Source organism: Flavobacterium hydatis, assembly GCF_000737695.1.
Lineage (GTDB): Bacteria > Bacteroidota > Bacteroidia > Flavobacteriales > Flavobacteriaceae > Flavobacterium > Flavobacterium hydatis.
This window is the reverse complement of record NZ_JPRM01000058.1, coordinates 18,591-34,325: the sequence shown is the minus strand read 5'-3', so window position 1 is coordinate 34,325 and position 15,735 is coordinate 18,591. Positions and strand designations below refer to the sequence as shown.

At 30.5% G+C, this 15,735-nt stretch carries 11 protein-coding genes; 2 read left to right on the top strand and 9 right to left on the bottom strand.

Annotated features, from left to right (window positions below):
- Window positions 1–827 precede the first annotated feature (827 nt).
- The 9 genes from IW20_RS24080 to IW20_RS24040 form a co-directional block, all read right to left on the bottom strand.
- Entirely contained in the window at window positions 828–3,797 is a 2,970-nt protein-coding gene (locus IW20_RS24080; protein ID WP_035628686.1) for a type I restriction endonuclease subunit R, read from the bottom strand.
- Complete coding sequence (locus IW20_RS24075) at window positions 3,770–4,654, bottom strand: HNH endonuclease (protein ID WP_035628685.1); 885 nt, start codon at window positions 4,652–4,654, stop codon at window positions 3,770–3,772. The genes IW20_RS24080 and IW20_RS24075 overlap by 28 nt, the downstream gene beginning before the upstream one ends.
- A gap of 5 nt (window positions 4,655–4,659) precedes the next feature.
- A complete protein-coding gene (locus IW20_RS24070) occupies window positions 4,660–6,876 on the bottom strand; it encodes an AAA family ATPase (protein ID WP_035628684.1) in 2,217 nt (738 codons plus the stop codon).
- 12 nt (window positions 6,877–6,888) lie between these two features.
- The gene (locus IW20_RS25665; RefSeq protein WP_051886162.1) at window positions 6,889–8,028 is read right to left on the bottom strand and encodes a restriction endonuclease subunit S; all 1,140 of its coding nucleotides are present in this window, start codon (window positions 8,026–8,028) and stop codon (window positions 6,889–6,891) included.
- Entirely contained in the window at window positions 8,028–9,488 is a 1,461-nt protein-coding gene (locus IW20_RS24060; protein ID WP_035628683.1) for a type I restriction-modification system subunit M, read from the bottom strand. The genes IW20_RS25665 and IW20_RS24060 overlap by 1 nt, the downstream gene beginning before the upstream one ends.
- A gap of 1 nt (window position 9,489) precedes the next feature.
- Entirely contained in the window at window positions 9,490–10,272 is a 783-nt protein-coding gene (locus IW20_RS24055; protein WP_035628682.1) for a hypothetical protein, read from the bottom strand.
- An 11-nt stretch (window positions 10,273–10,283) separates the two neighbouring features.
- Window positions 10,284–10,910: a hypothetical protein gene (locus tag IW20_RS24050; RefSeq protein ID WP_035628681.1), complete on the bottom strand. Its 627-nt coding sequence runs from the start codon at window positions 10,908–10,910 to the stop codon at window positions 10,284–10,286.
- On the bottom strand, window positions 10,911–12,392 hold the full coding sequence (locus tag IW20_RS24045) for a type I restriction-modification system subunit M (protein WP_035628680.1): 1,482 nt from the start codon (window positions 12,390–12,392) through the stop codon (window positions 10,911–10,913).
- Between the two features lie 341 nt (window positions 12,393–12,733).
- Window positions 12,734–13,192, bottom strand: coding sequence for an RNA methyltransferase (locus tag IW20_RS24040; protein WP_035628679.1), 459 nt, complete (start codon window positions 13,190–13,192; stop codon window positions 12,734–12,736).
- 234 nt (window positions 13,193–13,426) lie between these two features.
- On the opposite strand from IW20_RS24040, the gene IW20_RS24035 reads away from it, so the two are divergent.
- Window positions 13,427–13,960, top strand: a complete 534-nt coding sequence (locus IW20_RS24035) for a GNAT family N-acetyltransferase (RefSeq protein ID WP_035628678.1) — start codon at window positions 13,427–13,429, stop codon at window positions 13,958–13,960.
- Window positions 13,961–14,242: 282 nt separating this feature from the next.
- Window positions 14,243–15,721: an ankyrin repeat domain-containing protein gene (locus IW20_RS24030; RefSeq protein ID WP_051886161.1), complete on the top strand. Its 1,479-nt coding sequence runs from the start codon at window positions 14,243–14,245 to the stop codon at window positions 15,719–15,721.
- Window positions 15,722–15,735: the final 14 nt, after the last annotated feature.

The window sequence follows — 15,735 nt, the reverse complement described above, 5'->3', positions numbered from 1 at the left end:
GTGCTTGTCAGTATTTAAAGGAACGTTTGTCGTTGTTGCGGGTGCAAAACTACCACCTTTATCTAGATAAACAATACCTTTTTGAAACTATTTTTGGTTTATTTTTTATTCTTCTCTTAATGCTTTGATAACATAACCTTTACGGCCTGTTATTTTTTGTTCTTTTATAGCTGCTTTGGGGACTTTAGGGTGTTTAGCCTGTTTTTTTCCTGGTTTTACTGGGTTTTTCCTAGTTTCTCGCGAAGTCGCTAAGACGCAAAGCTTCCTTTTTTGTCTTTAAAATTGGATTTCTATTAGTCTTTGCCACCCCTAGCCCTGATAGTAGCGAAAATCCTTGGCCTTTTTTCTTTAAAAAAGACAAGATTGGAGCGCATATCAGGAAAGAGCTCCTAAAAAAACTTCTCCTATATAGTATAGCAGAATATTATACCTATATATAAAGCCTTCTTAACATCAATCCTAAAAAGAAACTCAAGACATTCCTACCTTAGTACTACAACCAAACCATTATACTTACCTACTATTGTAGCCTACAGAAAACACAAGACACCCCTTTTACTATAAAGCCACCATTTATTTTACTCCCCTAGCCCTGATAAAAACAGAAATCCTTTTATGTCGTGGTTCGACATGAAAGATTGAAGTGTCCCAAATCCTAAAAATTCTGGACGTTTTATTTTTTCTTACTTAAAGAAGAAAAGAAGGCCGTTACTGTATGGGGAGAAGATCCTCTATCTTATATTTTTTTTTATAACTAAAAAATGTGCAAACTCACATAAATTTGCACATTATAATAATTTTAAAAAAAACAATACTCTTTAAAAACTTTAGTAATATTCTTTAATATATTCGTAAGCTCTATCAAACAAAACTTGCTCCTTATGTAACTTATACTTTAATAATGCTTGTCGTAATGATTTTTGAACTTCGCGTTCACCTGAAGCTGTTTTTTGCCAACCAGGAAAACGAACTTGTCGTACAATAGCATCTATATCTTTTACAATTCTTTCTACAACTGCAGGAGTTTGATCTGTTTTTAATTCTAAAAATAATTCTGTTAATGCAGCTTGAGGCGTTTTTTCTTGAAATTGAGCTTCTAGTTCTTTTTCAGCTAAGAGTGTTTCTTTCGCTAATTTGCATAACTCTTTTACAAATTCTATAGAAGTGATTAAACCTTGCTCTGCTTTATCTCTTAATGCTTCTAATAATTCACTTAACTTTTTAAATTTAGGATTACCTGCATTTTTTTTGAATCGCTTAACTAATATTTTTTCAAGCTTTTTAGAATTTCGCGGATCTGGATTATTAAAAATATCCTCAATAACATCTGCATCCAAAACAAATTCTTCTAATTGATGGACTTCTCCAACATGAATATTTTCATGAATCAATTTTGTCGTTTGAGCTCCTAATGAAAACCAAAGTAATTTACCAACATGATCAGATGATGGACGAACAGATTCAAAAACTTGTGATAACCATCTATAATCTTCCTGATATTGATTTAAGGTGCTATCTGGCGATAGCGATTCCCAAAGTTTGGAAAGTTGTTTATAATCTTTTGCAAATTCATCTTTCTTTTCGTCTGTGTTGATTGCATTTTGAGCTAATTCTAAACCTTCAAAACCGGTGATTTTTTTGTCAACTCCAATAAAATGATCCAAAACCTTTTTCATTGCTAAGGGCAATTGGTCTTTTAATTCATTTAAATTGGTAATAATTTGTTTTACGCTTTCTTCATCAAATTCTAACGCTTTTGCAGCATCATCAAAAACTCCAAAATAATCTACAATACGTCCGAAAGTTTTACCGGGATATAATCTATTTGTTCTGCAAATTGCTTGTAACAAAGTATGATCTTTTATTGATTTATCTAAATATAAAGTTTGTAATATAGGCGCATCAAATCCAGTTAATAATTTAGCTGTAACAATTAAGAATTTAAGTTCTGAATTTGCATTATTAAAATCATCAACTATTTTTTCTTGTTGGCTTTTATCAATTCCCCATTTTTGTTTGAACTCAAAATCATCATTAGCCGAAGTTGAAATAACTATTTTGCTTGATTCAACTGAAAAATATTTATCTAACTCGTCTTTATATTGAACACAAGCGTAACGATCAGGCGTTACAATCATAGCCTTATAACCATGAGGAAGTACTTTTTCATTAAAGTGTTTGGCAATATCTTCTACTATTTTTGCAACACGTTCTGGAGATTTTAAAAATGCAGCCATTTTAGCTGATTTTTTATTTAATGCATCTGCTTCTTCATCAGATAAAGCAGCTTCTTCTTTAAATTCTTTAAAAGCCTTATCTATTGTTTCTTTATCTACATGAACGTCTACTAATCTTGGCTCAAAATGCAATGGCAGTGTTGCTCCGTCTCTTATTGAATCATGAAAAGTATAACGAGACAAATAACCTCCTTGATCTTCTTCTGCTCCAAATGCCCAAAAGGTATTTTTATCTGCCTTATTGACCGGAGTTCCTGTTAAACCAAAAAGAAATGCATTTGGTAAAGCCGCTCTCATTTGTCTTGCCAACTCTCCTTCTTGCGTACGGTGTGCTTCATCAACTAAAACAATAATATTATCTCTTGTATTCATGTTTGGTTTCGCATCTCGAAACTTATGAATCATAGAAATAATTATTTTTCTTGTATCTCTTTCTAAGAAAGTCTGCAGTTCTGTAATACTTTCTGTAGTTATTACGTTTGCAACATCTGCAGCGTTAAAAGTTCCTGTGATTTGAGTATCTAAATCTATTCGATCTACTAATACAATTACTGTAGGACTTTTTAGTTCTTGGATTCTCCTTAATTTTTGCGCAGCAAAAACCATTAATAAAGATTTTCCTGAACCTTGAAAATGCCAGATCAAACCTTTTTTTATTTTTCCTTCTAAAACACGGTTTACAATTTTATTTGCTCCTTCATATTGCTGATAGCGACATAAAACTTTTATTCGTTGTTTCTTTTTGTTTGAAGTAAACAATGAGAAATTTTGCAATATGTCCAATAATCTTTTTGGTTGTAGTAAATCTGATAATTCTTTTCCAATTTCATTCAAGCCTAACTTTTTAGCTAAATTATCATCTTCATTTTCTAAACGCCAAGGTGCCCAAAATTCTAATGGTGTTCTAATTCCTCCATAGTAGAAAGTTTTACCTTCTGTCGCAAAAGAAAGAATATTTGGCACAAACAATTGTGGAACTGCATTCTCATAAATATCATGAATTTCATGTGCTCCATCTAACCAACTTACAGAAGGACGAATAGGTGTTTTAGCTTCTCCAACTACAACAGGAATTCCGTTGATTAATAAAACTATATCTGGAATTTTAGTTTCTCTATGATGAACACGATATTGATTGGTTATTAAATAACTATTATTATGAATATCTTCAAAATCAATTAAACGAATAGGAACATGACGATTGTTTTCTCCAAATGGCATGGTTTTGTCACCGCTCATCCATTTAAAAAATTCTTCATTTGCTCTTACTAAACCTTCTGTATTTACAGATATTAATATCGCTCTTAGTTTATAAATAACTTCTTCAGCTAATTCATTTTTTTTAGCTATTTCAGGATTTAAACGAATTAGTGCAGTTTTCAAAACATCTTCAAAAAGCACTTCATTAACACTTCTGGTAAGTTCTGATGAGGAAATATACTTCCATTGCGCACCATATCCTGCTTTAGGTTCCTCAAATCCAGTTACTGCATTAAGATTTTTACCACTCAATTGGTGAATGATGTAATGTTCTACGCTATTGAGTTCGTTGAAAGCCATATTTTATAATCATTAAAATAATTAGTAACTAAATCTCTTAGATCTTGAGGTATTTTTGAAACAATAAAATAATCGAAATACGTATATAAAAAAATATGATATAATGAATGAGCGCTATTTTGATGACAATTTAATTTAATTCTTTTAAAAATAGATTTCAATTCACCTTTTAACTCTGCATTATCCCTATGATCGTCAAAATCTTTCAAAGCAGATTTTATATCATTAACAAATCTAAATCTTATTTCAATCCTTTCTCTTTTTAAATCTTTCCTATTTAATTTGCAAATATTAATTGTTTCAACCCCTTCATCCGTTTGACCAATTATTCTACCGTCTATACGAAAAGAAAAATGTCTCTCAGGATGAATTTCGTATTCAGGATTTATCAGTAAAGGATTTTCATGGTTTTGAAGCCAATTTAAATTATAAGAATTGAAACCTGCTATAGTATGAATATTTAAATGATCTGATATTCTATTAGTATTATCCCAAGTTGACAATGGAAATTTATTGCTTTTATTAATATTACAGTATGAACAAAGGGGAATCAAATTAAACCATTCATATGCTAGCCAGTAATATCCTGGTTGATTATATTTAATTTCCGTTTTATTATTTCTTTGTTTTTTTGGTCGAAAATGATCAACCTGTAATTCCATCCCTCTTTCTCTTTCACATATTGCACATTTATTCTTATATAATTCCGTTAGATAACTCAATGTTGTATCTCTATAACATTCAGACTTAGCTTCATGATTGTGCTTATTTACCAACAGATCTTGTTTTATTGTATTCCATTTCGAATTCATTAATTCCGGTGGCGGTGAAGTTAGATTCTTGTTCCTATGTACCATAACAGTTAGTCTTTAAATAAATCTTTTGGAAAAATATCTTCATTTAATTTACTTAATCTTTCATTTACCTCAATATTTTTCTGAATATCTTCATACCTGTCTTCTAAATATAAATTTTCATATCTAGTTTCTGATATTTCATCAAAAAAATTAAAATTAAAAATATCTGATGTTAATATTGTATTTGGAGTCAAAAAGCCTATCTCTTTTTCTAATTTCAAAAGACGATTAATAATAATGCCTTGTTCCGCATTTCTTTTTACAACACATATAATAGAATTTTCAGGCGCACCTAATAATGGAACTGCACTATGAGTAGTAACTATGAACTGAAGTAGAGGGAAAGTTTTAGATAGCGTTTCCACAAGTTCTTTTTGAGCTTTGGGATGTAAGTGAAGGTCTATTTCATCTATCATAATTATCCCTCTTAATTCAGAAGGATCAATAACTTTAGGCTGTTGATAATATAATCTAATCAATATATCTGAAACTAAATTTGATATACTTTTATTTCCTGATGATAATTCGTGCCATTTCAATTTCATTAATTCTTCAGAACCTTCGGAACGAATTAAATACTCTATACTAAATTTATTTTGAATTTTTATACACTCAACTTTACGCAAATCTGGAATAATCTTAGGTAATAACGAAAAAATTTGCTCCATTCTCGCCTGAGTCATTTTCTTGTTTTTAGAATTATCTTGCCAGAATTCAAATTGATTAACTAAACTCAAAAGCCTTGCACCATCCCCGAACAAAGATTCAAATGAGCTCTTTTTTCCCACAGATTGTCTGTAATCCTTTATTTTTGCAAGACCAGAAGAATGTTGCAACCTGTAGGGACCATACATTGCCAAACCTCTTGAAAGATTAGATATTTTTAAATTTAAATTATTATTTTCAAATCTTTCAAATGGGATAATTCTTTTACCTGAGTTAAAATTTGCATTTACATGTAAACTACCCTTTTGAATTTCTTTTTCCGTGAGCGTCCTATTGCCTAGAATTGTACCTATTGCCCTTAAAAACATAGTCTTTCCAGATCCGTTTTCGCCAGTAATAAAAACCCATTTAGAATCTCCAATTTTTAATTTTTGATTTTTAATTAATCCATAATTGTGAATAATTATCTCCCTTAAACTATCTGCTCTATTTTCGTCATCTACAGAATCATAGCTTAATTCAACAGACTGATTTTGCCTATATTTAAATATATTTTTTATTCTTAAATTAAATTCTTTAATAGGTAATTGCAAAACAAATCCATCAAAATCATCAGGACTTTCTTTTATAGTTTCTCTTTTGAGACCAGGTACAAGGTTATCCTCGTATATAATTTTATTTATAATATGATAATCATTTCTTAGAAAATAGCTCAAACAATTTATATAATCTGCAGGATCAAAATTACTATACTCTTTGACAAACCAAGTATCTCTCTGATTTAGATCTTTTAACTCATCCTTCCACCATCTACTGTCTTCAAAATATTTTTTTAAGTCTTCCTGAATATCAGTTTGAATTATTAATCTGCAATGTCCATCTGGATTAATTAAAAATGAAATCACAGGTATGTCTTCTATAAAATCCATTTCTGTCCAAAATGAAATTGCTACAGTATCTTCTCCATAAAACCAATATCCCTTTTCAAGAGCATTATTATTATTTGAATCTCTTGTAACAAAAGTAAAATCAGGATCTGTTTCTGATTTCTTTAATAAATAAGTAAATAATTCTTCATGCAAATCAAAATAATCTCCTTTTTTACGAAACTTACTTTTATCATTAATACTATTAGAGAATATTATATAATATTCATTATGAGTTTCGTTTATTTCTCGAATTTTGTCTAGCCCAAAACTAGGCTTTACCGTTTTTACAGTTCCATACTTACCACCTCCAATAGTAGCATTTTGTATACCATATCTAGAAACCCCTTTCTTAGGATCATCTATACTATGCAAAATCCATTCTTTTACTTGTACTCTTAAGGAGAAGTTTTTATATTCATTTGAATATTTACGAACTACGGTTCCATAAGCAACAAAATTTCGTTCGTATTTGAGAATTAATACATCATCTTTTTCAATAGAATAATATGTCCCTTTTTGTGCTGTATTAGCATATAAAGCAAATTCATTTGTTTCAAGAATATCTTTGAAATTATCCTCAATATAATCTGATCCAGGCTCACCAGCACTAACTATAAAAAAATTCATATTGTCTTTCTTTTAGAAAATTTGATTAATTAAGCTTTTTTGTAAAAATTGCAAACTTTGAAGTTTTACATTAACATTATTTATACTTTCATTTAAAGAACTTAATATATTTATCACAGTATCTTGTTGCTTTAATGTTAGTTTTGGAATACCAATATTGTTTATCATGCCTGGATCAACATGTGGAATTGCAGAACCAACTGTTGCTCTTTTAATATCATTGTTTTTAAATCTCAGAAAAGCGTAAATAAATTCTTTTTTAAAGTTTTTGTCAAGAATATCTAATTTACACATAGTACTTGCTAATATACCTTTTTTTCCTAATAACATTTCCCCTGCATTGGAACCATCCCATAAAACTAAAATATCAGATTCATCTATTAATGTTAATTTACTAACCAATTCATTTGGTACAATAGATTCGATTTCTCCTGATCTTAAATATTTTGCAGTACAATAGGGAATACCATCACCTTTTTCAAGTAATAAAGAAGGGGTTTTCCCTTTTTTAAGTTTAATAATATTTTTTAATTTAATTCTTGTTGATTTTTTATCATCATGAAAAAAGTATTTTAATCTTGATAAATCATTCTTTCGTAATTCCTTTATTATTTTCTTCTCCTTCTCAATCACATCATCCATTGCCCAAAGTAATTCTGCAATTTCTTTCTGTTCTTCTATGGGAGGTAAAAGAAATTCTTGATGTTTTAAATCTCCCCAATTTATCGTTGGAGAAAGGCCCCCTACCGAAATATCAATCATACAATGCATAAATTGGTCTGAATGCAGGAAAAAAGGAAAAAGTTTAGGATCAATATTATCTTTATTAGCTCTAAGTACAAAAGCATGTGCCGAACAAATACCTTCAACTGCTACAATAGCAGCCTTTCGTTGGTAAGCGCGACGTTTACCAAAAATGACATCGCCAGGATAGCATTTAAGTTTTTGACCATTGACATCATCAGGAGTTCCTGTTCGTCGAATATGAATATCCTCTGCATCTATATGTTCTAATCCAATATAAACTCCTAAATCGGTTTTATTTGGATTAACAGATTCTGAAATTTTAAAAGCAATTTCTTCAAATTTAAAACTTTCCCAACTTGATTTATCTAAGTTATTCAAATCTATTTTTGTCATTACCTCTTCCATTATTTTAAGACTTGAAATAATTCATTCATACTTTCTTTTAATCTAGAAGAATTAGTTTTCCAATTAATAAGTGCTTCGTTAATTGATAATTTATTTTTATCAATTGTAACATTACTTAAATATTGAGCAATATTTAAACTTCCTTTGTTACTTAGAATTGTTTCGTTATCCACAATCACACTAAAGCCAATTTCGGTTATAAATGCTTTATATGAATTATAAATTTTTTGGATATGCTTTTGTTCTAAGTAAGATATAGTTTTTTCTTGTTTTACCTCTTTTAGAGCATTTACAATTAGTACTTTCCCTTTACGTTCTTTTGGTTTATTATTGTTTGTAATTAATAAACAAGCTTCCATTGGAGAATTATAAAACAAATTTGGGCCTAAACCAATCACACATTCTACTAAATCCTCTTCGATCATTTTACGACGCATTTCAGCTTCAGAATCCCTGAATAAAATTCCGTGTGGCCATAATGAAATAGAACGCCCATTACTTAAATCTAAACTCTTTTGTATGTGTTGCTGAAATGCATAATCTGCACAACCTTGAGGTGGAGTTCCCCAGAGATTACGACCATAAGGATCACTTTCGAAACTTTTACGATCCCACGCTTTTATCGAATATGGAGGATTGGCAAGAATTACATTAAACTTTTTAAGTTCGTCATTTTCTAAAAGTCCTGGTTGAGCCAAAGTGTCGCCACGAACTATTTGGAATTCTTCAATACCGTGCATAAACATATTCATTCGTGCAATAGCAGAGGTAATCAAATTAATTTCTTGTCCGTATAATTTTAACGTTCTGTATTCTTTACCTTCTTCTTTCAAATGTAAGGCACAATTCAATAATAACCCACCTGAACCACAAGTAGGATCATAAACACTTTCTCCAGGTTGAGGATCCATAATCATTGTCATTAGTTTTACAACTGTACGATTGGTGTAAAACTCTGCTGCGGTATGGCCACTATCATCGGCAAACTCTTTAATTAAATATTCATAAGCGTTACCCAATTTATCATCAGGAACGCTTTTAATATTTAAAGTATGTTGCGAAAAATGTTCTACTAAGTTAGTTAAAGTAGCATCTGAAAGTCGATCTTTATTTGTCCAACTTGCATCGCCAAATATGCCAAATAAAGTTTCAGGATTGGCTTTTTCGATTTCGCGCATTGCTTCTTGAATTGCTAATCCAATATTGACAGTTGTTTCTCTAACTTTTTTCCAGTGTGCTTTTTTCGGCACTAAAAAATGATGATGTTCTGCAAATGATGCATATTCTAAATCACCATTACTTTCTTGCAAAGCTTTTTCGAATTCTTCATCATAGACATCACAAATACGCTTGAAAAAAAGTAAAGGAAAAATATATTGTTTGTAATCTCCAGCATCGATCGTACCGCGCAAAGCGGTAGCAGCTCCCCAGAGATATTTTTCTAATTGTTGTTGGGTCATTTTATTCTTGTGTTCTTATGATAAATTGGCTTTTTATATAATTTCTTTTTATTGCATCCAATTCATGAAACTGCTCTTGCATTATTTCAATAAGATTATTATATTTTTCATATAAACTTAATAAATCGTTAAATAATTTTTCAGTTACTTCTTCCTTATCTACCTGGTCATGCCAAGAAAACATGTCGCCGGCTTGATGAATTAAAGAGCCCGCTTGGTTTGCAACAAACCTAAAGTCTTTATGTATTGATACAAAAACATCTGGATATTTGGAAAGTAATAACTCAATTTCTTTTTTTATGTCTTCTAATCGATCATAAGTGTAATCAACTATAAATTCATCGTAATCATTTGGTTCAGAGAAAAATGAAGGAATATTAGATTTATGTTTCAAAAGAATTTCTGAAAACTCTCGCATCATTTTTGCTTTTTCGTCTTTATCATCTGCAAATTCAAGAATTTTTGATAAATGTTCAAAATCGTATTTTTGTAAACTTAATTTATATTGTCTAGATAAATCTTCAAGCTTAACTAATTCTGCTTTAATTTTTTGCTCGTTATTGCTCTTGTTTTCTTCAAAAACTTGTTTCTGAAGGTCTAAATTTCTAGATTGCAACTCAATACCTTCAGAAAGTCTTTTAATTTCTGAACTTTTATACCAGATTGTAATTGCACCACCAATGACAGCACCAGATAAAGAAGATACCAATGTTGCTAATAACTTATAGTCAAAATCACTTGCAGCTTCAGATGCATTTAATAATAGTATACTTAAAAGTGTCATAATTTTATTTTTTAGTTACAAAGATTTAAAGTTTCAACATGTAGTCTTTCAAAGTCTCGATTGCCAAGTACGAGTGATCTATTCTCATCTAAATTATTCAAAACAAAAAGTTCCACATTTTCATATTCACTAGCCAGTCGAATATTTTCTTCCATTTGCTGCTTATTAATGTTCCAACCATAAATAACAACCATTTTGTATTTTAGCTTTTCGGAAATTTGAATTCCTTGAATATTTTCTTTCTCAAAATATATCCATGCAGCTTTACCCTTAATCTTATTTATAAATTCATTTTTGCTTTTTAAATAAGAATCTAAATCTCTATTCCAACCTAAATTTGTTTTTAAATCGAAATAATGTGTCAAAACATTATCAGAATTTATAATAGACAAATCCGGTTTAAATGTAGTTGCTTTTCCATTTTTACTAAAACGGATTGAAGTTACTTTATCTACTAAATATTGCAAATCCATTCTGTTGATCTTTGTGGCTAAATACAATGCAAAAAGATCTTCAACATAACCAGAAGTTACATGAGCCATTCCTCTTCTAATATTATAACCTCCATTACCTTCTATTAAATTTCTCGCATTTCTGGTATATATATGTATTTTTTCAACAAATTCTTCTTGAGTCATTTATATAAATTGGTTTAGTATTTTTTTAAATTTTTCTTCTGCTTTTAAACTTTCTTCCCATGCAATTTTCAAATCAGCTAAAGCTACTTCAACGGACGGTAAGTTATCTTCGATTATTTTTTCGACATAAAGAGGAATATTCAAATTATAATCATTCTCTTTTATTTCATTATCAGAAACCACTTTTACATAATTTTCTACATCTGAGAATTGGGTATACCAATCATAAAGTTGCCTAACATTCGCTTCTTCAAGAAAATTTTGAGCTCTTCCAATACGAATTTGCTCTGAACCGTCTATAAACAAGACTTTTCCTTTTTTATGCTTTTCTTTTTGTTGCTTAAAAACTAACACGCAAGCAGCTAGTTGAGTACCATAAAAGATATTTGGTCCTAAACCTATTACGGCCTCTAAAAGATCTTTTTTTAATAAAGCTTCACGAATTTTCCCTTCAGAAGCTTTTCTAAATAAAGCTCCGTGTGGCAAAACAACAGTCATTCGACCATTATCATTCATGGATTTAATCATGTGTTGCACCCAAGCCATGTCACCATTTCCTTGTGGCGGAACCCCAGCAATGTTTCTTCCAAATGGATCATTTATCCACATGTCAGCTCCCCAATCTTTCAGTGAAAATGGAGGATTTGCAATAACACAATCAAAAGTTTTTAATCCATCAGCTTCAAAAAAGACAGGGTTTCTTAAAGTATCACCACGAGCAATTTGAAAATCTTCAATTCCATGCAGAAACATATTCATACGCGCAATCGAACTAGAAGTTAAGTTCTTTTCTTGCCCGTATAATTGTAATGTTCTGTAGTCTTCGTTATTATGTTTTAAATGATCGACACATTCTAAAAGCATTCCACCAGTTCCACACGCTGGATCATAGATAGTTTGACCTTCATGAGGATCTAATATTAAACCCAATAAATGAACAACAGAACGAGGCGTATAAAATTCACCCGCTTTCTTATTTGTTAAATCTGCAAAGTGCTTGATTAAATATTCATAAGCCTGACCTAAAATATCTGGATCAACCAAAGAGTTTGATAATGAATATTGTGAAAAATGTTCTACCAAATCCGTTAGTAATCGATCTGATAGTTTGTTTTTATTACTCCATTGAGCATCTCCAAAAATACCGTATAAATATTCCTGATTAGCCTGTTCAATTCCTCGTAAAGCTTTTTCAATTGCTAAACCAACATTTGATGTAGTTTCTCTTACGTCGTTCCAATGGAATCCATCAGGAATAATAAATCTATGAAATTCTGGCAATAAGGCATAATCAACATCACCTTCTGATTCTTCAAGCGCAATTTGATATTCTTCATCAAAAACATCTGATAATCTTTTAAAAAATAAAAGTGGGAATATATATATTTTAAAATCAGAAGCATCTACCGGGCCTTTGAGGATCCAAGCTGCTTTTGAAAGATATTGTTCTAATTGAGATAAGGTTAATTTATCCTTGGACATACTGAATTTCTTAATTTGTGTAGGCTTAATAAAGTCAGCTAAGATATGTAAATTATTTCTGGGGTCATTGAGGAAAACCGTATAGCTTGACTTTATTTCAAAAAAAATACAATAAATATATTTAGAAAGAGTACTGATACTCAAAGTAGGTGTCTTTGCATCTTTATGACTTAAATACAACTAAAGCTATAAAATATTAAATCCTGATTTTATGATTAATATTCAAAATACAGAATTTAAGAGAAATATTCAATAATAGCTCCATGCATAGGGCTTTGTCAAAAGAATTATTTTTTATCTATAAAACACAAATCAGATCTTAACTAAATGGAGGTCTTATCTTAAGAACGTGGTTTACCCAAATTCCTATCATACATAATAATAGTTCCTGCCACAGCTACATTTAAGCTTTTTTCAGATTTAAATTTTATTAAATGATGACATTTCGCCATTACTTTATGAGATAGGCCATGATCTTCTGCGCCTAATAAATAAACACAACGTCTTGGATGTTCAAAAGTCTCTAAATCGACGGCTTTATCATCTAGTTCAACTCCAACCAATCGTGCTCCTTTAGGTAAGTTTTCAAAAAAAGCCTCAAACGTATCATAATGAAAATATGGAATTGCTTTTACCGCATCATGGGTATCACAAGCTTGTTTGGCATATCGATTACCTATAGTAAATATAAAAGTAGCGCCTAAGTTTTGTGCTGATCGCCACAAAACACCTAAATTTTCAGGCGTTTTACCATTTTGTATTCCTATCCCGAAATATTCATTTATAAAGTTATCATTCATACCGGCAAAAATACAAACTGAAAGTACATAAGTCAATTTTTATTGAGCCAAACAAACTACATATGACTTACCAGAAGCAAAGAAATAGCATAAATCTAACTTAGATGGATTAATAGAGATTTATTATATTAGCCTGAAACAAATACCAATTTATAATTTGAGCTCATTAGAGCCATTCTAGAAGTTAACAATCAGATGATGGCACTATAACATTAATGAATTAAATATGACAAAATGGTAAATAGAAGTTTTACACCTTTCCCGATTTTGGCAACTGAAAGATTAACTCTTAGACAATTATCGACCGAGGATGGACAGGATATTTTTGCTTTACGTTCTGACGCAGAAATAAACAAATATCTAGGCAGACAACCAAGTAGAACAATTGAAGAGGCAACACACTTTATCAATAAGATTAATGATAGCATTAAAAAAAATGACTCGATTTATTGGGCAATAACTTTAACAAACAGCAGCATTTTTGTTGGTACAATTTGTCTTTTTGACTTTTCAGACGAAACAAATAAATGCGAAATCGGATATGAACTTTTAACAAATTTTCATGGACAAGGAATAATGCAGGAAGCGACTAAAAAAGTTATTGACTATGCCTTTCAGACACTACAAGTTAAAATGATAGAAGCATTGACTCATAATGATAATCTGAATTCTATCAAGCTTTTGACTAAATTTGACTTTAAAAAATCAATAGAAACTGACAATGAAACCTCTGACTGTTCTATTTTTATCTTAAAAAACTCCCTTTAGAGCAACTGATTCTATACTCCTATTATTTCCGAACATTCTTTTTTAATCATTTCAGATGCTTTTAGATTACACAAAGCTCCTTATTCTATTTTTTGTTCTGAAGCTTTTTTCAGTCAAAGTCATAAAACTTCATTAAAATTGGGCATTAACAAATAAGTAATAGCTTTAATTATTATTATTTTTTACATTTGCTTAATCTTATTGATTCTAAATAAATCACGCTATCATATTGCAAATCCTAAAAGAATCAACACAAGCTAAAAAGTAATAAATACCTATAATATGAAAAAAAACATTCTTCTTTCTTTCGCATTAGCCGCTACTTTATTTGTTAGTGCTCAACAAAAAAATACGTTATTAGAAGCTTCTTTTTGGAAAACAGCTCCAAGTATTGATGTAGTTAAAGCAGAAATTGCAAAAGGAAACAGTCCGTCTGAAGCAAATTCAGGTGCTTTTGATGTAGCCGTTATCGCAATTAATAATGATGCCCCTTTTGCAAGTATAAAATTCTTATTAGAACAACCAGGGAATCCAGTAAATAAATCTACTCACGACAATCGTATTTATTTACACTGGGCTGCTTTTAGAGGGAATACTGAACTAGTACAATACCTCATTGCTAAAGGTTCTGATGTTAATCTTGAGGATAGCCATGGTACTACTCCAATTGTTTTTGCTGCTAGTAATGGAGCACTTAAAGCTGATGTTAGCGAAGCTTTTTTTAAAGCAGGAATAGATCCTAAGAAAAAATACGCTAACGGTGCAAACCTATTACTTTTGGCAATTCCGTTTGATAAAGACTTAACAATTACTGATTATCTTATCAAAAAAGGATTGTCTCTAAAAGATGTTGATAATGACGGAAACACAGCATTTGATTATGCTGCAAGAACAGGAAATGTTACTCTATTGAAAAAATTATTAGACAAAAAAGTAAAATATACTGATAATGCTCTTCTTATTGCAACGCAAGGTACACGTAGAGAAACTACTCCGCTTGAAACTTATAAGTTTTTAGTTGAAGAATTAAAAATAAAACCAACCGCTACAAATAAATCTGGAGAAAATGTATTGCATCTTTTGGCAGGAAAACCAAATCAAGCCGAAATAATTACTTACTTTCTTGGAAAAGGTGTAGATGTTAATGCAGTTAATAAAGACGGAAACACTCCTTTTATGACTGCTGCCGGAGCAAGAGAAAATGGAACATTAGAACTATTATTGCCTACTGCAAAAAATATCAATTTACAGAATACAAAAGGAGAATCTGCCTTGACTATAGCTGTAAAATCTGGAACTCCAGAAGCTGTTGCACTACTTTTAGCAAAAGGGGCCGATGTAAAAGTTACTGATAAAGATGGTAATAACTTAGGTGTTTATTTAGTACAATCTTACCGCTCTGATGCTAAACAAGATCCTTTTACTGCCAAAATAAAGTTACTTCAGGAAAAAGGTTTAGACCTTAAATCTCCACAAAAAGATGGGAATACATTATATCATTTAGCTGTTGCTAAAAACGATGTGTCTTTGCTAAAAAAATTAGCTGATTTAAACATCGATGTAAATGCTAAAAACAAAGATGGTTTGACTGCTTTACACAAAGCTGCAATGGTTGCCAAAAATGATACGATCCTAAAATACCTTCTTTCTATTGGTGCTAAAAAAGATATTATTACCGAATTTGACGAAAGTGCTTATGCTCTAGCCAAAGAAAATGAGACTTTAACAAAACAAAACATATCAATTGACTTTTTAAAATAATCTCTTAAAATTTC